20 protein-coding genes are annotated in these 20,344 nt (G+C 69.7%); 16 read left to right on the top strand and 4 right to left on the bottom strand.

All coding sequences use genetic code 11. The annotated features are described in order from the left end of the window. The first annotated feature begins 8 nt into the window (after positions 1–8). From ACIHFB_RS01580 to ACIHFB_RS01540, 9 genes are all read left to right on the top strand, one after another. A complete protein-coding gene (locus tag ACIHFB_RS01580; protein ID WP_365282338.1) occupies positions 9–788 on the top strand; it encodes an arylamine N-acetyltransferase in 780 nt (259 codons plus the stop codon). 60 nt (positions 789–848) lie between these two features. Further along, positions 849–2,192 carry an NAD(P)/FAD-dependent oxidoreductase gene (locus tag ACIHFB_RS01575; protein WP_365282337.1) on the top strand — a complete coding sequence of 448 codons (1,344 nt, stop codon included), beginning with the start codon at positions 849–851 and terminating at the stop codon, positions 2,190–2,192. A gap of 7 nt (positions 2,193–2,199) precedes the next feature. Then, entirely contained in the window at positions 2,200–3,252 is a 1,053-nt protein-coding gene (locus ACIHFB_RS01570) for a 3-dehydroquinate synthase family protein (protein ID WP_400124883.1), read from the top strand. Beyond that, positions 3,249–4,553, top strand: a complete 1,305-nt coding sequence (locus tag ACIHFB_RS01565; RefSeq protein WP_400124882.1) for a 3-deoxy-7-phosphoheptulonate synthase — start codon at positions 3,249–3,251, stop codon at positions 4,551–4,553. The genes ACIHFB_RS01570 and ACIHFB_RS01565 overlap by 4 nt, the downstream gene beginning before the upstream one ends. Next, a complete protein-coding gene (locus ACIHFB_RS01560; protein WP_400124881.1) occupies positions 4,550–5,362 on the top strand; it encodes a shikimate dehydrogenase family protein in 813 nt (270 codons plus the stop codon). The genes ACIHFB_RS01565 and ACIHFB_RS01560 overlap by 4 nt, the downstream gene beginning before the upstream one ends. Positions 5,363–5,480: 118 nt before the next feature. Further along, complete coding sequence (locus ACIHFB_RS01555; RefSeq protein WP_400124880.1) at positions 5,481–6,641, top strand: DegT/DnrJ/EryC1/StrS family aminotransferase; 1,161 nt, start codon at positions 5,481–5,483, stop codon at positions 6,639–6,641. Then, entirely contained in the window at positions 6,638–7,720 is a 1,083-nt protein-coding gene (locus ACIHFB_RS01550; protein ID WP_365282332.1) for a Gfo/Idh/MocA family oxidoreductase, read from the top strand. Before ACIHFB_RS01555 ends, ACIHFB_RS01550 begins: the two co-directional genes overlap by 4 nt. An 87-nt stretch (positions 7,721–7,807) precedes the next feature. After that, positions 7,808–8,488 carry an HAD-IA family hydrolase gene (locus tag ACIHFB_RS01545; RefSeq protein WP_365282331.1) on the top strand — a complete coding sequence of 227 codons (681 nt, stop codon included), beginning with the start codon at positions 7,808–7,810 and terminating at the stop codon, positions 8,486–8,488. Between the two features lie 5 nt (positions 8,489–8,493). Beyond that, the gene (locus ACIHFB_RS01540; RefSeq protein WP_400124879.1) at positions 8,494–9,396 is read left to right on the top strand and encodes an ROK family protein; all 903 of its coding nucleotides are present in this window, start codon (positions 8,494–8,496) and stop codon (positions 9,394–9,396) included. 3 nt (positions 9,397–9,399) lie between these two features. Here the strand turns inward: ACIHFB_RS01540 and ACIHFB_RS01535 are convergent, their stop codons facing one another. Continuing rightward, positions 9,400–11,001, bottom strand: coding sequence for a bifunctional 3-(3-hydroxy-phenyl)propionate/3-hydroxycinnamic acid hydroxylase (locus ACIHFB_RS01535; RefSeq protein ID WP_400124878.1), 1,602 nt, complete (start codon positions 10,999–11,001; stop codon positions 9,400–9,402). 319 nt (positions 11,002–11,320) lie between these two features. Between ACIHFB_RS01535 and ACIHFB_RS01530 the strand changes: the two genes are divergently transcribed. After that, positions 11,321–12,580: a cytochrome P450 gene (locus ACIHFB_RS01530; protein WP_400124877.1), complete on the top strand. Its 1,260-nt coding sequence runs from the start codon at positions 11,321–11,323 to the stop codon at positions 12,578–12,580. A gap of 38 nt (positions 12,581–12,618) precedes the next feature. Beyond that, positions 12,619–13,425: a methyltransferase domain-containing protein gene (locus ACIHFB_RS01525; RefSeq protein WP_365282327.1), complete on the top strand. Its 807-nt coding sequence runs from the start codon at positions 12,619–12,621 to the stop codon at positions 13,423–13,425. A gap of 42 nt (positions 13,426–13,467) precedes the next feature. Here the strand turns inward: ACIHFB_RS01525 and ACIHFB_RS01520 are convergent, their stop codons facing one another. Then, positions 13,468–13,662, bottom strand: coding sequence for a ferredoxin (locus ACIHFB_RS01520; RefSeq protein ID WP_365282326.1), 195 nt, complete (start codon positions 13,660–13,662; stop codon positions 13,468–13,470). Positions 13,663–13,869: 207 nt separating this feature from the next. Between ACIHFB_RS01520 and ACIHFB_RS01515 the strand changes: the two genes are divergently transcribed. The 4 genes from ACIHFB_RS01515 (at position 13,870) to ACIHFB_RS01500 (ending at position 17,573) form a co-directional block, all read left to right on the top strand. Beyond that, the gene (locus tag ACIHFB_RS01515; protein WP_365282325.1) at positions 13,870–14,655 is read left to right on the top strand and encodes an alpha/beta fold hydrolase; all 786 of its coding nucleotides are present in this window, start codon (positions 13,870–13,872) and stop codon (positions 14,653–14,655) included. A gap of 11 nt (positions 14,656–14,666) precedes the next feature. Further along, entirely contained in the window at positions 14,667–16,001 is a 1,335-nt protein-coding gene (locus ACIHFB_RS01510; protein WP_400124876.1) for a cation:proton antiporter, read from the top strand. Positions 16,002–16,062: 61 nt separating this feature from the next. Then, a complete protein-coding gene (locus ACIHFB_RS01505) occupies positions 16,063–16,902 on the top strand; it encodes a metallophosphoesterase (RefSeq protein WP_365282323.1) in 840 nt (279 codons plus the stop codon). Next, positions 16,899–17,573 (top strand): 4'-phosphopantetheinyl transferase superfamily protein, encoded by a 675-nt coding sequence (locus ACIHFB_RS01500; protein ID WP_365282322.1) that lies wholly within the window; start codon positions 16,899–16,901, stop codon positions 17,571–17,573. Before ACIHFB_RS01505 ends, ACIHFB_RS01500 begins: the two co-directional genes overlap by 4 nt. A 45-nt stretch (positions 17,574–17,618) precedes the next feature. Here ACIHFB_RS01500 and ACIHFB_RS01495 read toward each other — a convergent pair whose 3' ends face one another. Further along, positions 17,619–18,938, bottom strand: coding sequence for a LuxR C-terminal-related transcriptional regulator (locus ACIHFB_RS01495; protein ID WP_400124875.1), 1,320 nt, complete (start codon positions 18,936–18,938; stop codon positions 17,619–17,621). A gap of 272 nt (positions 18,939–19,210) precedes the next feature. On the opposite strand from ACIHFB_RS01495, the gene ACIHFB_RS01490 reads away from it, so the two are divergent. Next, the gene (locus ACIHFB_RS01490) at positions 19,211–19,669 is read left to right on the top strand and encodes a type II 3-dehydroquinate dehydratase (RefSeq protein WP_365282360.1); all 459 of its coding nucleotides are present in this window, start codon (positions 19,211–19,213) and stop codon (positions 19,667–19,669) included. 15 nt (positions 19,670–19,684) lie between these two features. Here ACIHFB_RS01490 and ACIHFB_RS01485 read toward each other — a convergent pair whose 3' ends face one another. Then, the gene (locus ACIHFB_RS01485; RefSeq protein ID WP_365282320.1) at positions 19,685–20,203 is read right to left on the bottom strand and encodes a hypothetical protein; all 519 of its coding nucleotides are present in this window, start codon (positions 20,201–20,203) and stop codon (positions 19,685–19,687) included. Between the last annotated feature and the right edge of the window lie 141 nt (positions 20,204–20,344).

The following is a 20,344-nucleotide window of genomic DNA, read 5'->3' as shown; positions in this document are numbered from 1 at the left end:
TGATGAATGTGTTCGACGTGGACGAATATCTCAAGCGGATCGGCTGTGCCGGAGAAACCGGTGTGGACATCGCGACGCTGCGGAGGCTGCACAAGAACCACCTCATGGCAATTCCGTACAACGGCGCCACCCAGGATTTCAGTGACGGGGTGCAACTCGTCGACCTCGACGAGGACGCCACGTTCGAGACGAGCGTCGTCCAAGGGCGGGGCGGCACGTGCTTCCAGCTGAACCGGCTGTTCTCCCGGCTGCTGACGGAACTGGGCTACGACGTCACGCTGATGGCGGCCAGCACCGCAGAGGGCTGGGAGGCCTCCGGGCTCGAAGTGGAGCACATGCTCAACCGCGTCGCCCTGGACGGCGACGAGTGGCTCGTGGACGTCGGCTACCCCGGCCCCTCCTACATCGAGCCGCTGCTGATCTCCGACACGGTGCAGAACCAGTACGGATGCCAGTACCGCCTGGTCGACCGCGGTTCCAGGATCGCTCTACAGCGCCGCGGAAGGATCACCCGGTGGAGTGTCGTCTACACCTTCACGATGAAATCCCGGGAGTGGAGCGACTGGAAGCACCTGGAGCGCTTCCTCGTCCGGGAGATCGCGGCGGACACCGGGCCGCAGAACGGCCAGAAGATCCTGTGCGGCCGGACATTCGAGAACGGTCAGGTCGTCCTGAAAGGACGCCGGCATCTGACGGTCCGTGACGGTCGCGAGGAGATACGCACCATCACGGACGACGGCGAGCACGAGCAGCTCGTCTCCCACATGCTGTCCGGCACATTCACCTGACCGTGCCCTGAACACCCCGAGCATCCTCACCCCCAAACCCGTCACCAGAAAGGGAAAACGATGGCGAAGGAAACAGCCGATGTGGTCGTGATCGGCGGAGGGCCGGCCGGTGCGGTCAGCGCCTTTGTGCTCGCCAAGCAGGGGCATTCGGTGGTGCTCCTGGAAAAGGAGATGAACCTCCGATTTCACATCGGCGAGTCCCTGCTGCCGTACATGATGGGCCTGTTCGAGCGGATAGGCCTGCGCGAGGCGGTCGAAGCACAGGGCTATGTGCGCAAGTTCGGCGGCGAGTTCATCGACCCGACCGAGAAGAAGTTCTTCGAGGGCGTCTTCCGCGCGGACTTCACCAAGCAGGGCGAGGGCCGGCACACCAACGCGTTCCAGGTCGAGCGGGCCAAGTTCGACCGGATGCTCGCCGAGCAGGCCGAGGCCGCCGGGGCGAAGGTCCTCTTCGGCGCGAGCGTGAGCGAGTTGCTCATGGACGGTGACCGGATGGTCGGCGTCCGCTACGAGCGCGACGGCGAGTCGCACGAGGTGCGGTCCACCTATGTGGTCGACGCCAGCGGCAGGACGGGGAAGATCGCCCACAGGTTCGGGCTGCGCAAGACCCTCGAGAAGCTCCGTATGGTCGGGGTGTTCCGGCACTACACCGGGCTCGACGAGCGCCACAACCTCGGTGTCGAGGGCGACATCCAGGTCGGCGCCCACGACAACGGCTGGGTCTGGGCGATCCCGCTGTCCAAGGACAGCATCAGCGTGGGCACGGTCATGCCGCGCGACGTACTGCGTGCCTCGACACCGGAGAAGGTGTTCGAGGAGCACGTGTCCAGGATCCCGCGGATCACCGCGCGCCTGACCGGGACCCAGCCCTCCATGGACCTCAAGATCGAGACCGACTACTGCTACCACGCGGACACGGTCACCGGGCCGGGCTGGCTGATGGTCGGGGACGCCGGCTGCTTCGGTGACCCCATGTTCTCCGGCGGCGTCCTGGTGGCGACGGCCACCGCCGTCCGGGCGGCCGAGACGCTCGGGGAGGCACTGGCCGACCCGTCGGCGGAGGAACGCCTCATCGAGCGGTACTCCAACTACTTCAAGACCGGATACGACACCTACATCCGGCTCATCCACGCCTACTACGACGGCGAACTGGTCGCCATGGCCGCCGACGCAGCCCGCTCCACCGACCGGGACACCCTGGAGAGGTACCTCATCCGGCTGATCGGCGGCGACTTCTGGAGCGAGCACAACTCGGTGGCCCAGGAGATGCGGCGCCGCAAGGAGTGGGACACGTTCGAGCCGTTCCAGCGGGTCTACGGCTGCCCGTCCTACCCGCATCTGGACGAGCTCGACCGCAAGGAGCGGTCCGAGTCGCGGGTCCGCAAGGTGACGGCGGGCCGGTAGCGACGTCATGGCATCCATTCCGCTCCGCATCGGAGATCATTCGTACGACGTCCTCATCGGCCCCGGGGTGCGTACGTCGCTCGCCGAGGTCGTCCTACGGCTGGGCGCCAGACGGGCCGTCGTGGTGTCGGCCCGCCCGGAGGAATGGGTGCCCGACACCGGGGTGGAGACCCTGCTGCTGCCGGCCCGGGACGGCGAGCAGGACAAGACCCTCACCACGGTGGAGACGCTGTGCGGGGAGTTCGTACGCTTCGGGCTCACCAGGTCCGACGTCGTCGTCTCCTGCGGCGGCGGGACGACCACCGACGTGGTCGGTCTCGCCGCCGCCCTCTACCACCGGGGCGTGGCCGTGGTGCATCTGCCCACGTCACTGCTGGCCCAGGTGGACGCCAGCGTCGGCGGGAAGACGGCGGTGAACCTGCCGGCCGGCAAGAACCTGGTCGGCGCGTACTGGCAGCCGAGCGCGGTCCTGTGCGACACGGACTACCTGTCCACCCTGCCCCGGCGGGAGCTGCTCAACGGCTACGGCGAGATCGCCCGCTGCCACTTCATCGGCGCGGCTGACCTGCGCGGACTCCCGCTGCCCGACCAGATCGCCGCCAGCGTGACCCTCAAGGCCCGCATCGTGGAAGCCGACGAGCGGGACACCGGCAAACGGCACATCCTCAACTACGGCCACACACTGGGCCATGCGCTGGAGAAGGCCAGCAATTTCGCCCTGCGCCACGGTGAGGCGGTGGCCATCGGCACGGTCTTCGCGGGCCGGCTCGCCGGTGCCCTCGGCCGTATCGACCAGGCGCGGGTGGCGGAGCACCAGGACATCGTCGAGTACTACGGACTGCCCGCCGCCCTGCCCGAAGAGACCGCACTCGCGGACCTGATACGGCTGATGCGGCACGACAAGAAGGCGATCAGCGGACTCGCGTTCGTCCTCGACGGGCCGAAAGGCGCGGAACTGGTCGACGACGTGCCGCACGAGGTGGTCGCGCGCGTCCTGGACGGCATGCCCCGAGCGCCCCTGGCCGAACTCGTCGACACGACCGACATGGCGCGGCCATGAGGGAGTTACTCCAGTGGCCGGCCGACCCCGGCGGACCGGCCGACGCCACTCGACCGGTCGGCCGCCTCCTCGCGGGCAGGCTGGCGGACGCACTGGCCCGGCCGGCCGCGCAGCAGCCGATCTGGCCGGACCCGGAACGGGCCGAGGACGTGGTCGCGCTGCTGCGCTGCGCCGAGCCGATCGTCCGACCGGCCGAGACGGCACAACTGAGCGAGGAACTCGCCGCGGTCGCACGCGGCGAGGCCTTCCTCCTCCAGGGCGGCGACTGCGCCGAGTCCTTCGCCGAGAACACCGAGGCCCACCGGCTCGCAAATCTGCGGACGCTGGCGCGGATGGCCGACGTGCTCACCCGCCGTACCCGCCTGCCCGTCGTCACGGTCGCCCGGATGGCCGGGCAGTACGCCAAACCCCGCTCCCAGGCCGTTGACGCATCCGGGCTGCCCGCCTACCGCGGCGACATGGTCAACTCCGCCGAGCCCACGCCGGCGGCCCGCACCCCCGATCCCGGCCGGATGCTGCGCGCCCACGCCGGAGCCGTGGACGCGATGGCGCTGATCCGCCGGCTCGGGGGCAGCGGCCCGACCGAGGCGCGGGCGGCGGTCACCGGCGACCTCTACGTCAGCCATGAGGCGCTGGTGCTCGACTACGAACAGTCCTCACTGTGGGTGGACGACAGCGGGCCCGAGCCCCGTCTGTCCAGCGGGCTCGGGCACTTCCTGTGGATCGGCGAGCGCACCCGTCAACTCGACGGCGCGCACATCGCGTTCGCGGAACTGCTGGCCAATCCCATCGGCCTCAAGATCGGCCCGGGTACGACCCCGGAACAGGCCGTCGAGTATGTGCGCCGGCTCGACCCGCACGCCGAACCCGGGCGGCTCACCCTGATCAGCCGTATGGGGCACACCCGCGTCCGGGACGTGCTGCCGCCGATCGTGGAGAAGGTCTCCGCCTCCGGCCACCAGGTGATCTGGCAGTGCGATCCGATGCACGGCAACACCTACACGTCGGCGAACGGCTACAAGACCCGCCAACTCACCGCGATAGCCGACGAGATCGCCGGCTTCTTCGAAGTGCACCGGCGGCTCGGCACCCACCCCGGCGGCATTCACGTCGAGGTGACCGGCGACCACGTCACGGAATGCGTCGGAGGCGCCGCGGGAATCACCGAGTCCGACCTGCCCGCCCGCTACCGCACGGCCTGCGACCCCCGCCTCAACGCGGACCAGGCACAGGAACTCGCCCTTGCCGTCGCCGAGTCGGCGGCGGACAGCGTCACGGCCCGGAAAGCGGGGCTGCGATGACCGCACCACCACCCGTCGGGCCCATCCAGGGCACCACCCGGCTGTACGCCGTCCTCGGGGACCCCGTCGCCCAGGTCCAGGCGCCCGCGTTGATGAACCCGGTCCTCGCCGGGCTGGGCATCGACGCGGTGGTCGTCCCCGTGCACGCCCCGCCCCAGCACCTGGAGCAGATCGTGCGCGGCCTTCAGCGCGTGGCGAACCTCGACGGCATGTTCGTCACCGTTCCGCACAAGGTGGCCGTCCGCCGCCTCGCCGACCGGTGCGCCACGACCGTGGACATCGTCGGCAGCGCGAACGTCCTGCGCCGCGAGGCCGACGGCAGCTGGCTCGCGGAGAACTTCGACGGCTTCGGCTTCGTGGCCGGTCTGCTCGCTGCCGGGCATGAGCCCGGAGGCAGCCGGGCGGCGCTCGTCGGGGTGGGCGGTGCGGGCAGCGCCATCGCCGCCGCGCTCCTTGCGGCCGGAGTCGACCGGCTCTGCGTGTACGACACGGACACCGCGAAGCTCACCGCGCTGGCCGCCCGACTCGACGCGCAGTGGCCGGGCCGGGTGCAGACGCTGAGCGGACCGCAGCTGCAAGGCGTCGACCTCGCGGTCAACGCCACACCGCTCGGGCTGCGCCCGGACGACGCACTGCCGTTCCCGCTGGACGCTCTGCCGCCGGGCGCCCTGGTGGCCGACATCATCATGAAACCCCGAGAGACCCGGCTTCTGCGGGAGGCCGCCGCACGGGGGCTCCGCATCCATCACGGCATTCACATGCTCGAGGGACAACTGAATTCCTATAGGGCCTTCTTCGATTTGCGGTGAACTCCGCCGCCCACTACCGGATCTAGGGATGCGACAGCGTTGCCAGGAACTTAGTTTGGACCTGTTGTTGAGCTGTTCTGTGCCCTGGATCGAGTCACTTCCCATTACTTGGAGAATCATGAACGTGCGACAGGCGCCGGAATTCCCCCAGTGGCCGCAGTACGACACAAACGAGCGGGAAGGTCTCATCCGCGCCCTTGAGCAGGGCCAGTGGTGGCGGATGGGCGGAAACGAAGTCGACACCTTCGAGCGGGAGTTCGCCGAATTCCATGGTGCGCCCCACGCGCTCGCCGTCACCAACGGCACCCACGCGCTGGAACTCGCCTTGCAGTGCATGGGAGTCGGCCCGGGGTCCGAGGTCATCGTCCCGGCCTTCACCTTCATCTCCTCGTCGCAGGCGGCCCAGCGGCTCGGCGCGGTGGCGGTCCCCGTGGACGTCGACCCGCAGACGTACAGCATCGACGTGGCGGCGGCCGCGGCAGCCGTGACGCCGCGCACCCGGGTCATCATGCCCGTGCACATGGCGGGCTTCCTGGCCGACATGGACGCGCTGGCCAAGCTCTCCGCCGACACGGGCGTCCCCCTGCTCCAGGACGCCGCCCACGCCCACGCCGCCCGCTGGCAGGGCAAGCGCGTCGGCGAGCTCGGCTCGGTGGCCGCGTTCAGCTTCCAGAACGGCAAGCTGATGACCGCGGGCGAGGGCGGCGCCGTCCTCTTCCCGGACACGGAGATGTACGAGACGGCGTTCCTGCGGCACAGCTGCGGGCGACCGCGCACCGACCGCCGCTACATGCACCAGATCGCCGGCTCCAACCTGCGGCTCAACGAGTTCTCGGCGGCCGTCCTGCGGGCCCAACTCGGCCGTCTGGAACAGCAGATAACGACGCGTCAGCAGAGCTGGGCCGCGCTGTCCCCGCTGCTCGAGGCGATCGACGGCGTCGTCCCGCAGCGCGGTGACGCGCGCACCGACTTCCCGTCGCACTACATGGCGATGTTCCGCGTGCCCGGCATCGGGGAGGCGGGCCGCAACGCCCTGGTCGACAGGCTCGTGGCGGCCGGTGTGCCGGCGTTCGCGGGCTTCCGTGCGATCTACCGCACCGACGCCTTCTGGGAGATGGGCGCCCCCGACGAGACCCCGGACCAGATCGCCGAGCGCTGCCCCCACACGGAGGCCATCAGTGAGGACTGCGTCTGGCTGCACCACCGCGTGCTGCTCGCCACCGAGCAGGACATGCACCGTACGGCCGAGACCGTCGCGGACGCTGTGGCCGCCGTATGAGCGTCAGGACAGCTGTCGTCGGGCTCGGCTGGGCGGGGCGGGAGCTCTGGCTCCCCCTGCTGACCGAACACGCCGACTTCGACCTGGTGGGCGTGGTCGACCCCGCGCCGGAGGCGCGGGCCGCACTCGACGCGGCGCCCGGCATACCCGTGCATCCGACGGTGGACGCGCTGAACACCCGCACGGTCGACCTCGCCGTCGTCGCCGTCCCCAACCATCTGCATGCCGAGGTCGCCGCAGGTCTGCTCCGCAAGGGCATCTCCGTCTTCCTGGAGAAGCCGGTGTGCCTGACCTCCGACGAGGCCGACACCCTGGCCGCCGCCGAACACGCGGGCGGGGCCATGCTCCTCGCCGGCAGCGCCGCCCCGCACCGGGGCGACGTGGGCGCCCTGGCGGGTCTCGTGCCGGAGTTGGGCCGTATCCGCCATGTCGACCTGGCCTGGGTGCGGGCGCGCGGCATACCGCGGGCGGGAGGCTGGTTCACACAGCGCAGCAAGGCCGGCGGCGGTGTCCTCTTCGACCTCGGCTGGCATCTGCTCGACACGCTCGCGTCCTTGCTCGGCCCGGCACGCTTCACCGAGGTCGTCGGTGTGACCTCGAACGACTTCGTGGGCGCCGGCGATTGGAGCGCGGCCTGGCGGGAGGACGAGCCCGCCGCCACAGCCGCCGGTGACGTCGAGGACTGCGCGCGCGGCTTCTTCGTCCGCGACGACGGAGTCTCGGTCTCCCTGCGCGCCAGCTGGGCGTCGCACGAGGCACGGGACGTGACCAGCATCCAGGTGGTGGGCAGCGCCGGAACCGCCGAGCTGAGATGCACCTTCGGCTTCAGCCCCAACCGCCACCCTCAGGCGGAGCTGACGCTGACCCGCGAGGGCACCACCACCTCCCTGCCGGTGCCGGACGAGCCCATCGGCCACGAGTACCGGCGGCAGCTGGACGGCCTGGCCGGAATCCTGGCCGACCCGGGCCATCGCGGCAGAGCGATCAGGGAGGCCCGTACGACGGTCGGTGTGATCGAGGACTTCTACGCGTCGGCCCGTTCCACGCACGAGCAATCTGCCGTTCCCGCCCATCAGTAGGAGGTGAAGAAGCCGGTGAAATCGCCAGTTTCAACAGAACGGACCGACGTCCGGGAACGTGCCGCAGCACCGGGGACAGTACGGCCGGTGACGGCACTGCACGCGCCCCGGTCGGTCAGACGTGCCGTGATCTTCGATCTGGACGGGGTCCTCGTCGACAGTTTCGCGGTGATGCAAGAGGCGTTCGCCATCGCGTACAAGGAGGTCGTCGGCGACGGTCCGGCGCCGTTCGACGAGTACCGGCACCATCTGGGCCGGTACTTCCCGGACATCATGCGGATCATGAACCTGCCCCTGGAGATGGAGGAGCCCTTCGTCCGCGAGAGCTACCGGCTCGCGCCCCAGGTGCCGGTCTTCGACGGCATCGTGGAGCTGCTCGTGACCTTGCGGGTGCGGCGGCTCAAGCTCGCCGTGGCCACCGGGAAGGGCGGGTCACGGGCGCGCTCCCTGCTCGACCAGTTGGGGTTGCTGCCCTTCTTCGACCATGTGATCGGCTCCGACGAGGTCGCCCGCCCGAAGCCGGCCCCGGACATCGTGGAGTACGCCCTCGACCTGATGGGCGTTCCGCCCGAGCAGGCCGTCATGGTCGGCGACGCACCGACCGACATCGCCAGTGCCCACGGCGCCGGCGTGACCTCGGTCGGCGCGCTGTGGGCGCTGTCCGACCCCGCCGAACTGCTCGCCGCCGAGCCGGCCGTCGTCCTGCGCCGCCCCGGCGACCTCCTGTCCCTGTGTCCGTCCGTGCCCCGGCGACTGACGATCGACTGATCGCAATGGAGACGGCACATCATCTCGGTGTCGACATCGGGGGCACCAAGGTCGCCCTGCGGGTGGAGGCGGCCGACACGCGGTGCGTGCACGAGACCGTCTTCACCTGGCACCCGCGGCACAGCGCCGACCGTGACATCGCCCAACTCGCGCATCACATAGGCGAGTTGCGCGAAGGATTGGGTACGTCCCTCCGGGCAGTGGGCGTCGCGATGCCCGCGACCGTCGGAGCGGACGAGCGGATCACCGCCTGGCCGAGCCGGCCCGAGTGGACCGGCACGGACCTGGGCGCCGCACTGCGCCCCCTGTTCCCCGACGCGGCCGTCGCCTGGGCGGACGACGGCGACCTCGGCGCCCTCGCCGAGGCTCGGCTCGCCGGCTGCGACGACCTGCTGTACATGGGGGTCGGCACGGGCATCGGCGGCGGCCTCGTCATGGGAGGCGAACTGTGCCCGGGTCTCGGCCGCGGCTCCTTCGAGATCGGGCACACGGTCGTCGAACTGGACGGCCCGCAGTGCGTCTGCGGACGCCGGGGATGCCTTCAGGCGATCGCCTCGGGCCCGGCCACCCTGCGCCACGCGGCCCGGCTGCGGGGGAGTGACGTCGACTTCGACGCACTGCGGCAGGCCTGGTGCGACGGACAGCCCTGGGCGGTCGCCGCGCTCCGGCGCACCTGCCGGGCCCTGGCCGCCGCCGCGGTGAGCGTCCAGGAGCTGGTCCATCCGCAACTCCTGCTGCTCGGTGGCGGCTTCGCGATCGGCATCCCGGGCCTGGACACCCTGGTGTCCGCGGAGCTCGACCGGCTGGCCCGCCCCGGACAGCCACAACTCCGGGTCGAGCCTGCCTCGTTGGGGGCGCTGTCCTCGTTGCGGGGAGCGGTCGAGCTCGCCCGTCTGATCCGGCCCTGACCGTCAGGCCGCCCGGCTCACCGCACCGGTCGGCGCGGACGCGCCCAGTCGGCCCCGCAGTTCGTCGATCAGCGCGGCGAGGTCCTCCGCACCCTTCGCGGCGCCGAAGACGTGGTAGTCCGGCCGCACGAGCACGGCGGTCGCGTCGTGCTCGGCCAGATACGCCCGGTACAAGCCGTCCACGTCGATGACATCCGTCAGATCCTGCCCGGTGTCCTCGGCCGCGCCGGGCGGCAACAGGCGCACCACATGGCATGAGAGAGCACGGAGGAAGGACGACCTGTCCGCGCCGAGCGCGGGGCGTGGGTCATCGGTGGTGAGCAGTACGAAGCCGCGCCCGACTACATCGTCGAACAGGCCGGTGCTGCCCTGCACGCTCACCCGCCCCTGCGGCACCACCGCACCGGCCGGGTCCGCGCCCGGGCGACGCAGCAGCCCTTCCGACAGCGGCTTCGCCGGCTCCGGTTCCGCCGGCCCGGTGCGGCCGCGCCGGCTCGCGAGGACCGTGGCATCCCGCTCGGCGGCGGCCGCCGGGTCCGTCACGCAGATCACCCTGCCCAACTGCACGGACGAGAGGATCGACTCCTTCACGTGCTGCCTGCGTTCCTCTCCATACGTGTCCAGCACGGAGGCGTCGGCCAGGCCGCTCAGCGTCAGGTCCAGCTTCCACGCCAGATTGGTCACGTCCCGGATACCGGAACACATGCCCTGCCCGGCGAAGGGCGGCATCAGATGCGCCGCGTCACCGGCGAGCAGCACACGGCCCGCCCGCCACTCGTCGGCCCAAGTGGCCCGGAATATATAGGTGGTGCTGCGCAGCAGAGTGGCCGTGTCCGGGGTGACGCCGAAGGGCTTGAGGAGGCGCCAGGCCGTCTCCTCCCTGTTCAGCTCGGCGCTGCTCTCGCCCGGCAGCCGCATGAACTCCCAGCGGCGATGCCCAGGCCCGCTGCCCACCAGGGTCGTGGGCCTGGACGGGTCGCAGATCTGGACGTTGGTCGGGGTGAACGCGCGCGACTCGTGCAACTCCACGTCGCACAGCAGCCACTCGTAGGAGAAACCCAGATCGGTCACCGGAACACCGAGGTGCTCGCGGACAAAGCTGTTGGCGCCGTCGCAGCCCACGACCCAGCGGGCGCGGACGGTGCTCGGCGCCCCGTCATCGCCCTCGACGGTCAGCGTCACCCGCTCCTCTTCCTCGCTGATGTCCACGACCCGGTGCCCGCGCAGCACCGTGATGCCGGGCAGCGACGCCGCCCTGGCCGCGAGGAGCTCCTCAAGGGCGGGCTGGTGCATGGTGTTGGCGTCCGGCCAGCCGTAACGCCCCTGCGCGGAGAAGGAGATGTCCAGCAGCGTCTGTCCCGCCGCGGTTCGCCACTGGTAGCCGTTGGCAGGCTCCGTGATCCGGTCGAAGCCGGCCCCGATTCCGGTGGCCGCGAGAAGCCGGGCGGTCTCGCCGTCGAAGCTGGTCGCCCGCGGCAGCAGATACGGCCTGGGGCGGCGTTCGAGGACGGTCACGCGCCGGCCGCGCTGGGCGAGCAGCACCGAAAGGGCGGCGCCGATCGGTCCGTTGCCGACGATGGCCACGTCCGTGTCCAAGGTGGACATCGTGATCCCCATTCGCAAAGGGTCGGAAAAATCGCGAGCGTTGGAAAAGAGCACGCAAAGAAAAGCGTACCGAAACTAGCACTTCGGCGTTCCCGAAGGGCCCTGATGCGAAGTGGCCTATCAGGTCGAGGGATGCCGTACCGGAATCTCGAGTTCTAGCGTGTGGTACTGCCACGCAATTTTACGGGATCGGCACCCAGCCTCTCCTCGATCGACGGTGGAGCCGTGCTGGAGCGGCAATGCGCCGATGGCCGTTTCCCCACGCGGAAGAGCTTTCCCCCCACGGAAACATTCCCCCCCACACAGAAAAGGGAGATGTATGACCGTCACCGCCGAGACCACGGCCGCCCCGGTCGAACTCCTCTCGCCGGAGCTGGTGGCAGACCCGTTCGCCGGATACGCGCGGCTGCGCGAACAGGCCCCGACGCCGACCGGCACGATCCTGGGCGGGTCACCGATGTGGCTGGTCAGCCGCTACGACGATGTGCGCCGGGTCCTCACCGACCCACGGTTCCTCAACGACCCGGCCTCGGTGCCGGACGCACCGAACGTCCGGACCACCATCATGAAGCAGCTCAACATCCCGTCCGACCTGGTCGACTACCTCGACGACAAGCTCATGCAGATCGACGGCGCCCACCACCGCCGACTGCGGGGTCTGGTCTCCCGGGCGTTCACCGCACGCCGGGTGGCCGGACTGCGCCCGCGGGTCGAGGAGATCACCGCGACGCTGCTCGACCGGATGGCCGAGGAGGAACGCGACGGAACGCCGGTCGACCTCATGGAGTCGTTCTGCTACCCGCTGCCGTTCACCGTGATCTGCGAGCTGGTCGGGATCGACGAGGCCGACCGCGCGCCATGGTACGAGTGGGGGGCCTGTCTGGGCTCGCCCACGGAGCACCGGGAGCGCATCCCCACCGTCATGCGCGAGTGCGTCGACCACATGCTGGATGTGATCGCCCGCCGGCGCGCCGAGCCGCGCGACGACCTGATCACCGGACTCGTCGAGGCCCAGGAGGACGACGGCGACCGTCTGACCGAACGGGAGATGGTCACCCTGGTCTTCACCCTCGTCATCACCGGCCACGAGACGACGACGCAGCTGCTCGCCACCGCCGTACTCGCCCTGCTGGAAAATCCGGACCAGCTCGCGCTGCTGCGCGACGACCCGTCCCGGTGGCCCCAGGCGGTGCACGAACTCATGCGCCTTGGCCCCACGCAGTGGGGGGTGCCCCGGTACCCGTCGGAGGACGTCGAGCTGGGCGGCACGACGATCCCGGCGGGCTCCACGATCCTGCCGCTGATCCTGCCCGCGAACACCGACCCGCGTCAGTTCGACGACCCCGAGCGGCTGGACATCGGCCGGGACCACGGCGGCGGCGAGAGGCACCTCGGGTTCGGGCGCGGAGCGCACTACTGCCTGGGCAGGCCTCTTGCCCTCCAGGAGGCGGAGGTCGCGCTGCACGCGCTGTTCACGCGTTTTCCGGACGTGTCCCTCGCGGTGGAGCGAGACCAGATCCCCTGGGTGCTGCGGCCCGGGGTCACCCGGTGCGAGCGGCTCCCGCTGCGACTCGTCTGAGCACCCACACTTCCCCGACACAGAACAGGACTTCACCTATGACCGAAACCAACGCCTGGGTCGCCGAGGAATACGTGAAAGTGAACTCGCCCCACGTCAGGACAGCGCTGGCCGCGCTCTCGCTCGCGGGCGACGCCCTGGAACGGGGAGGCAGCTTCGCCGAGGTCGGCTGCGGCGCCGGTGAGATCGCACGCACCGTCGCGGAGCGGGGCTTCGAAGTCCGGGCCTGCGACGCCTCACCGTCCATGGTGGACGCCACCCGGCAGCTCTGCGCCGGACTCCCCGTGCACACCGAGGTCCGTACGGTCGAGCAACTGGACCTCCCACAGGGGCGGTTCGACGTGGTCCACTCCTCCTGGGTGCTGCACTGGGTGTCCGAGGCCGAGGAGCCGCTGCGCCGCATGGCCCGCGCCCTCCGCCCGGGCGGTTACCTCGTGTTGCAGTGGACGGGTGCCCAGCCGCGCAGCGAGGGCACCGGGCTGTTCGGCATCCTGCGGGAGATCGCGGACACCCCGAAGTGGAAGGACCTGTTCGCAGCGGTGCCACCGGCGATGCGCGACTATCCGGCCGACTGGGTGGCCGATGTCCTCACGGAGGCCGGGCTGGAGCTCACCCACTACGAGCCGGAACTTCCCCACCCGTTCAGCAGGAAGAAGGGGACAGCCCCGACCCCCGAGGAACTGGCCGAGATGCGCAGGCGGTTCAAGCGGACCTGGTTCGCCTCCCAGGCCGAGGTCCTCGGCGACCGCGTCGACGAGTTCCTGGACGAGGCACTGGACACGCTGGTCGAGGCGGGCAGGACCGACCCCCACCACGCCAGGATCGTCGCCCGGCGGCCCGTCTGAGCCGACGCCGCCCCCGAGCCCGGCGCTCTGCCCGACCCAGGGTCAGTCGGTGAGGGAGAGCGCCCGGGCCGGGCACAGGTCGACGGCCTCGCCGACCGCCGGCCGGAGCGCGCTCCCGGGTTCGGTGTTCAGCACGACGACGATGCCGTCGTCCTCGCCCTGGTCGAACACCTCGGGCGCGATGAGCGCGCACTGACCCGCGCCGACGCACTTGTCGGTCTCCGCGACGATCTTCACGGTGATTGCCTCCTACGGGGTGAACGGCAGGCCGTCGGCCATGATGCCCGAGGCATGCGAAATCGATGTCACCGCGTCAATGAAATTCATGCCACCGCTCCAGAGAAGCTCAAGTTCTCTTCAATTCCATACAGGTTCAGTATGCGAAGCGCACTGCGGCAGGATCACAGCATGCCAATGGACGATTCCTGGAAGGAATTTCTGGCCGTGCCTCAACCATCGGAACAGTTCGGAAAATGGCTGCGCCAATTCCACCCGACGCCGGACAGCAGTGTCCGCCTCGTATGCCTGCCGCACGCCGGCGGGGCCGCGAGCTTCTACTTTCCGCTGTCCAAGGCGCTCGCACCCACCGTGGACGTGCTGGCGGTGCAGTACCCGGGACGCCAGGACCGGCGCCACGAACCGCACATCACCGTGCTGTCCGACATGGCAGACCAGATCTTTGCGGCGATACGCCACCTCGACGACCGCCCCCTGGCGCTGTTCGGACACAGCATGGGCGCCGTCCTCGCCTACGAGATCGCGCTGCGTATGCAGGACGCCGGCCTGCCCGCGCCCCTGCGGCTCTTCGCCTCCGGCCGACGGGCCCCGTCCAGCACGCGCGGCGAGAAGGTCGACCCCAGGTCGGACGAGGAGATCGTGGCCGAGCTGCTCCGCCTGAGCGGCACCCCCGCGGCCCTGATCGCCGACCCGGAGATACGGGACATGATCATGCCCGCGATCCGCAGTGACTACCAGGCCGTCATAGCCCACCGCTGCGAACCCGGCCGAAAGCTGGAATGCCCGGTGACGGCGCTCACCGGGGACAGCGACCCCCGGGTCTCTATCGAGGAGGCGGTGGCCTGGGAAGAGCACACCACCGGCCCGACAGAGCTCCAGGTGTTCCCGGGCGGCCACTTCTACCTCGTAGACCAGAGCGCTCCCGTGACGGCTCTCCTTGCCGACCGACTGGCCCGCCAGGATGCCGCCGCGCGTCGCGAAGCCCGGATCTGAGGGTGACCGAGATGATGAGCTCCGCGCCCGTGCCGACCCTTCCCCACCACTCGCTGCTGGTGTTCTTGCTCCAGTTGGCGGTGCTGCTTCTTCTGGCCCTGTCCCTGGGGCAGTTGGCCGCGCGGTTCAAGATGCCGGCGATCGTCGGCGAGCTGCTCGCCGGCGTCATCGTCGGCCCCTCGCTCCTCAGCCACGTATGGCCTTCTCTCGCCGACTGGCTGCTGCCGAAGGATCCCGGCCAGCAGCATCTGCTCGACGCGGTGGGGCAGGTGGGTGTCATCCTGCTCGTCGGCATCACCGGGATGGAGCTGAAGTTCGACCTCGTCAGACGCCGCCGGCACACGGCGCTCCGGGTGAGCCTCGCCGGTCTGCTCCTGCCCCTCGGGCTCGGCGTCGGCGTCGGCTATCTGCTTCCCTCGTCGCTCATGGAGGGCGACACGAGCCCGACGGTCTTCGCGCTGTTCCTCGGCGTGGCCATGTGCGTCACCGCGATCCCGGTGATCGCCAAGACGCTCATGGACATGAACCTCATGCATCGCGACGTCGGGCAGCTGACCCTTGCCGCCGGCGTCATCGACGACGTGGTCGGCTGGTTCCTGCTCTCCATCGTGTCGGCGATGGCGACCGCCGGGCTGACCACCGGAACGATCGCCACCTCCCTGCTCTACCCCGTGGGCGTCGTGGTGACCGCCTGGCTCGTGGGCCGCCCCCTGGTGAAGTGGGCGCTGCGCGCGGCGGGCCGCTCCGCGTCTCCTGGGCCCACCGTCGCGGTGGCGACGGTGATCGTTCTGTTCGGTGCCGCGGCCACGCAGGCACTGCGACTGGAGGCGGTCTTCGGCGCCTTCGTGTGCGGCGTACTGATCGCCACGAGCGGCGAGCTGGACCACGAGAAGCTGGCCCCGCTGCGGACCACGGTCCTCGCCTTCCTCGCACCGGTCTTCTTCGCCACGGCCGGTATCCGGATGGACCTGTCCGCCCTCGTCAGGCCCACCGTCCTGGCCACGGCGTGCGCCGTGCTCGCGGTGGCGATCCTCGGCAAGTTCGTGGGCGCCTACATCGGGGCGAAGATGAGCGGACTGGGCCGCTGGGAGGCTCTCGCACTCGGAGCCGGCATGAACTCCCGGGGCGTGATCGAGGTCATCGTGGCCATGGTGGGCCTCAAACTCGGGGTGCTCGGCTCCGAGACGTACACCATCATCGTCCTCGTCGCGATCGTGACCTCGCTCATGGCGCCGCCCATTCTCCGTATCGCCATGGCCCGGATCGATGAGAACGCCGAGGCGGAAATGGGCCTGGCCGACACGAAGACACGCGACCTGACGTCCCTGCCGCCCGCCTCGGTGTGACGGCTCGGACAGCGGGGCCCACCGTGGCGCCGACCGACATGAGCGCCGAAAGGGGCGGGAGTTGAGCAGGACGGCCGACGGCAGCGGACAACTGCTGGCCATCAGCGACCTTCACGTCAGTTACGCCGACAACCGTGCCCTGGTCGAGCGGATGGCACCGGAAACGGACGACGACTGGCTGCTGGTGGCCGGCGACGTGGGGGAGAACGTCGCCGACATCCACTGGTGCCTGAAGACTCTCGCCGGTCGCTTCCGCAAGGTCATCTGGGTCCCCGGCAACCACGAACTGTGGACCCACCCGAGCGACACCCTCACCCTGCGCGGTGTCGCCCGCTACGAGCACCTGGTCGACCTGTGCCGCGAACTGGGCGTCACCACGCCCGAGGACCCGTATCCCGTCTGGGACGGCCCCGACGGCCCGGTGGCGGTGGCGCCGCTGTTCCTGCTGTACGACTACTCCTTCCTGCCCGCCGGGTGCACCACCAAGGACGAGGGGCTGGCCTACGCGCACAGCACCGGCGTCCTCTGCAACGACGAGAACCTGCTGCACCCCGACCCCTACCCGAGCCGCGAGGCCTGGTGCCGGGCCCGGGTCGCCGCCACCGAACGCAGGCTCGCCGAACTCCCCGGCGACCTGCCCACCGTGCTCGTCAACCACTACCCGCTCGATCGGCACCCCATGGACGTGCTGTGGTACCCGGAGTTCGCCATGTGGTGCGGCACCCGGCTGACCGCCGACTGGCACCGCAGATTCCGGGTCCAGGCCATGGTGTACGGCCATCTCCACATCCCGCGGACCACCCACCACGAGGGTGTCCGCTTCGAAGAGGTGTCCGTGGGCTATCCCCGCGAGTGGAACAAGCGCCAGGGGCCGCCGGGAAGGCTGCGCCGGATCCTGTGATCGGAGAACTGCTCCCCGCATCGGTGGCCGTCGCGGTGATGTACGGCGACGACGAGGCCGCGTCCCTTTATCCCGAGGAGCAGGCACTCATTGCCGATGCGGTCGAGCGGCGTCGCCGGGAGTTCGCCACCGTGCGGGCCTGCGCCCGCCGCGCCATGGCGGAGCTGGGCAGGGCGCCGCGGCCGATTCCCAGCTCTCCCCGTGGCGCCCCGTGCTGGCCGCCGGGCCTGGTCGGCAGCATGACCCACTGCGACGGCTACCGCGCCGCCGCCGTGGCCCACGCCACCGACCTGGTCTCAGTCGGCATCGACGCCGAACCCCACGCCCCGCTTCCCGAGGAGGTCCTGGACGCTGTCCGTCTGCCCTCCGAACAGGGGCGTCTGCGGTATCTGTCCGCACGGCATCCCGCCGTGCACTGGGACCAACTGCTGTTCAGCGCCAAGGAGTCCGTCTTCAAAGCGTGGTTCCCGCTGACCGGGGACCACCTCGACTTCCTGGACGCGGACATCGAGTTCGAGACCGCCCCGGGGACGCCGCCGCACGGCGGTTTCCGGGCCGCGCTTCTGGTCCCGGGGCCGCGCGTGGGCGGCCGACGGCTCACGCACTTCGAAGGACGGTGGGCGGTACGCAAGGGCCTGGCGATCACCGCCGTGACGGTCCCGCGCACCTGACGGGCCAGGCCCGATCTCGGCCACCGGAACCGGATCCGGTGGCCCTCACCCGGCGTTCGCGCTCCCGGTGGCCGTGCCTGAAATCTGGCTCCACGCCCTCGTCAACTCCACACGCGAAGCCACGTTCATCTTGCGGAAGATCTTCTTCAGATGGAACGCCACAGTGTGACCGGAGATGAACAGACGATCTCCGACTTGGGAGTTGGTGAACCCCTGGCTCACCAACTCGGCCACGGCGGCCTCGGTGTTGGTGAGCGAGCTCGTGTTCACGCTGCCCTGGCCGGAGTACTGCGGATAGCGGCCACGCCGCACTCCGAGTGCGCGAAGCCGGCTCACCACCCTGCGGGCGTCTCGCGGAGCCGCGGAATTCGAGTAGCCGTCCACAGCCGATTCGAGGGCCTCGACCGCCCGTTCACGCTCCGCAGGCCGTGCGGCGAAGAGCTTTCCGGCGTCTTCACAGGCGGACGCGCCGGCCCACGGGTCCAGATGCGAGGCGGCCGCGGCGACGACCCTCTCCGGATTCCTGTCCAGGAGTCCGCCGGCGTGCATCGCCGCCGCCGACACGGAACGGAGCCCGGGGTTGCGCGTCGCGAGCGCGTCGGCCACCGAGACCACCCGCCGGGCGAGCGCTTCGTCGCCCAGCTTCCGGGTGGCCCGAACGAGCCAGGCGGCAGCGGCGGGCTGTGACGCCAACAGCTCCACCAGCAGCAGGTCGTCCATGATGATGCCCACGATGAGCTGGGCAGCGCTCACCGCACCACCCTGCACCTCAAGGAGCTGGGCCGCGGCCCAGGCACACTGACTCGGCCTGTGGGCGGTCTGGCCGAGAAGAGCGCAGTCCCGCAGTTGATTCGCGAACTCCATGCTCACGCTCATGTTGCCCTGCCGCAGCGCGCTGAGCGCCATCACCGTGTGCGCATCGGGCAGAAAGCGGTGGGGGCCGGTTCGCTGCGCCTGGTCGACGCCCTTGCGGGCGAGATCGACAGCGGTGTCGACATCCCCCTTGGCGAACGCGAGTTCCGCCGCGCAGAGCAGGGAAGCAGTCACCAGGCCGCCGCCCACCTCGGGCCGCGCAGCCGTCAGTTCGTCCGCGTCGGAAAGGACCCGCGCTCCGGATGAAAGATCGCGGATTCTGACCAGCAAAGCGGCGAGCCAGATTTTTGCCAAACCCTTGCAATTTCCGGTGCATTCAGGTTCTGTTTGACTGGCGGCGCCCGCCAGGCGAATGCCTTCTGCGAGATCTCCGCGCGACCACGCGGAAAAAGAGGACTCGGACAGGTTGGCGGTTTCGCATGGGCTGCTCTGACAGACGCGCATCACGGAAAATACGGGGGGTAACCGCAAGCGAAACGGAGAATCGAGCATCACATCTCCTGCCATGGGATCCGTGTCGTCCGAGTAAGGGTAGGGCGGGTGGTGCTGCAGCGGCGATGCCGAACGACGCAGAGTATGGGGGGAGTCGAGCAGAGTACGAGCGACCTTTGAGCGGCATGGCCAGGAGCGCAGCCGGGCCGCGTGAGCGTCGGCTCAAAAGCGACTCGAACTATCAGCATTGATGGTGGCGTGAGGCGTTGGGTGGCGACAGCATGGAAGCCGTCCAGAGTTCCCGGGTGAATATGAATACCGAGGTGGCCACCTTGAGTGTCGTGCTTCTCTTGAACGGTCCCAATCTGGGCATCCTGGGCCGACGCGAGCCGGAGATATACGGCACCGACACACTTGCCGACATCGAGGCGGCGGTCGCCGAGGAAATAAGCGTCCGCGGATGGGAAGTGACCTCCGTACAGCACGACTCGGAAGGGCAGCTCGTCGGCGCCGTTCACGCGCACAGCGACACCACCGTCGGCGCGATAGTCAATCCCGGTGCCCTGATGATCGCCGGCTGGAGTCTGCGCGACGCGCTCGCCAGCTACGCCCCGCCGTGGATCGAGGTGCACCTCAGCAACGTATGGGCCCGCGAACAGTTCCGGCACGAATCGGTCATCGCCCCGCTGGCGAGCGGCGTCGTGGTCGGCCTGGGAGCCTTCGGCTATCGCCTGGCAGCCCAGGCGCTCATGCACCTGTCCGTGCCGACGCCGGACACCGTGACGGCCTGAGCGAGTGACCCGGAGTCACTGTTCGCTCGTGCGTCGGCGGTAGTAGGCGTACGTCACCGATCCCAGAAGCGGCCCCCAGGCGAGCAGCGGCAGGTAACAGACCGTCAGGACGACCTCTTCCGTGGTCGTGTGTCCGGGGGGAAATCCTTCGAACAGGATGGACAGGAAGAAGTAGTACACGACCCACAGGGATGCGAGCGCGCCCAGTGCGGCCGGGACCACCGCGGCGAGCGGGGGGATGCGGCGTCCGCCCAGCAGCGGTATCCAGCGCGGCACCGACTCGCCCCATGGCTGGACCAGCCCCAGCGTCAGCAGCCCGAGCGCCTCGGAGACCACGAAGAGCAGGATCAGATACAGATCGAGCCCACCGCCGTGATCGCGGGCCTCAGCCGTGCCGAAGCCGGGGACGGCCAGCATCACTCCCATGCGCCACAGCCCCGAGGGCAGGATGATGAAGGGCACTGCGTGCGCGGCGATCCGAGTGCGGCGCAGGTTCCCGTTCGCCGGGGGAGTGTGGGGGAGGACGTCGGACATCACTGCTCCTTCGATTCGTCAGGCATCGTTCGCGTGATGCATTTCGAAGATCGCAGCCCGTCCGGTCCTCCGGCGTCCCCCGCCCGGTGGAGGATGATCCGCCGCGCTGGGGGGCCTTCGTGCAACTCAAGGATGACCGCG

This window comes from Streptomyces sp. NPDC051963 (assembly GCF_044593495.1).
GTDB lineage: Bacteria > Actinomycetota > Actinomycetes > Streptomycetales > Streptomycetaceae > Streptomyces.
Note: the sequence above shows the minus strand (reverse complement) of the source record. Positions and strands in the feature narration are given on the sequence as shown.

What these genes read in the sequence shown, in the direction of transcription:
- ACIHFB_RS01530 (WP_400124877.1), top strand. Translation starts at nt 11,321, where the DNA reads ATGACCGTCACCGCCGAGACCACGGCCGCCCCGGTCGAACTCCTCTCG.
- ACIHFB_RS01550 (WP_365282332.1), top strand. Translation starts at nt 6,638, where the DNA reads ATGAGCGTCAGGACAGCTGTCGTCGGGCTCGGCTGGGCGGGGCGGGAG.
- ACIHFB_RS01560 (WP_400124881.1), top strand. Translation starts at nt 4,550, where the DNA reads ATGACCGCACCACCACCCGTCGGGCCCATCCAGGGCACCACCCGGCTG.
- ACIHFB_RS01495 (WP_400124875.1), bottom strand. Translation starts at nt 18,938, where the DNA reads ATGCTCGATTCTCCGTTTCGCTTGCGGTTACCCCCCGTATTTTCCGTG.
- ACIHFB_RS01540 (WP_400124879.1), top strand. Translation starts at nt 8,494, where the DNA reads ATGGAGACGGCACATCATCTCGGTGTCGACATCGGGGGCACCAAGGTC.
- ACIHFB_RS01485 (WP_365282320.1), bottom strand. Translation starts at nt 20,203, where the DNA reads ATGTCCGACGTCCTCCCCCACACTCCCCCGGCGAACGGGAACCTGCGC.
- ACIHFB_RS01555 (WP_400124880.1), top strand. Translation starts at nt 5,481, where the DNA reads ATGAACGTGCGACAGGCGCCGGAATTCCCCCAGTGGCCGCAGTACGAC.
- ACIHFB_RS01575 (WP_365282337.1), top strand. Translation starts at nt 849, where the DNA reads ATGGCGAAGGAAACAGCCGATGTGGTCGTGATCGGCGGAGGGCCGGCC.
- ACIHFB_RS01570 (WP_400124883.1), top strand. Translation starts at nt 2,200, where the DNA reads ATGGCATCCATTCCGCTCCGCATCGGAGATCATTCGTACGACGTCCTC.
- ACIHFB_RS01535 (WP_400124878.1), bottom strand. Translation starts at nt 11,001, where the DNA reads ATGTCCACCTTGGACACGGACGTGGCCATCGTCGGCAACGGACCGATC.
- ACIHFB_RS01565 (WP_400124882.1), top strand. Translation starts at nt 3,249, where the DNA reads ATGAGGGAGTTACTCCAGTGGCCGGCCGACCCCGGCGGACCGGCCGAC.
- ACIHFB_RS01510 (WP_400124876.1), top strand. Translation starts at nt 14,667, where the DNA reads ATGATGAGCTCCGCGCCCGTGCCGACCCTTCCCCACCACTCGCTGCTG.
- ACIHFB_RS01525 (WP_365282327.1), top strand. Translation starts at nt 12,619, where the DNA reads ATGACCGAAACCAACGCCTGGGTCGCCGAGGAATACGTGAAAGTGAAC.